Genomic DNA, 641 nt, shown 5'->3' on the forward strand with positions numbered 1-641 from the left:
TTTGGATAGAACTAATTGGAAATGGGGAAAACGAGATATCAATATCTTGATGTTAGCCATCGTCTATCGTGGAATAGCCATACCTATTGTTTGGACATTGCTCAATAAACGTGGAAATTCAAATACAAAAGAGCGTATTGCTTTGATTCAACGCTTTATCTCCATTTTTGGTAAAGGTCGTATTGTGAATGTGTTTGCAGACAGAGAATTTATCGGTGAGAAATGGTTTACATGGTTAATTGAAAATGACATTAACTTCTGTATACGTGTTAAAAAAACTTTATTGTGACCAATCACTTAGCCAAGAATCATAAAATTAGTGATTTATTTCGTCATCTTCAAGTTGGTCAAACTGAATGTCGTAAACGACGTATTTGGGTTGGTCGAGTGAAACTGTATATTAGTGCGCTACGATTAGAAGATGGAGAACTTTTACTTGTTGTTTCTCCTATGTTTAATGCTTCTGCTATTCGTGATTATGCATTACGCTGGGAAATCGAAACGTTATTTAGTTGTCTCAAAGGACGTGGATTCAATCTTGAAAATACTCGTTTAACAGACCCTAGACGAGTCAACAAATTGATAGCAGTGCTAGCTATCGGTTTCGGTGCTATTTAACAGGTGAATGGCAACATGATCGG

At 36.2% G+C, this 641-nt stretch carries 1 pseudogene; it reads left to right on the forward strand.

The annotated features are described in order from the left end of the window. Window positions 1–641: pseudogene (locus IRT38_RS17435) on the forward strand (IS4 family transposase); the annotation flags it as partial.

It is taken from the genome of Acinetobacter sp. SK-43 (assembly GCF_015351505.1).
GTDB lineage: Bacteria > Pseudomonadota > Gammaproteobacteria > Pseudomonadales > Moraxellaceae > Acinetobacter > Acinetobacter junii.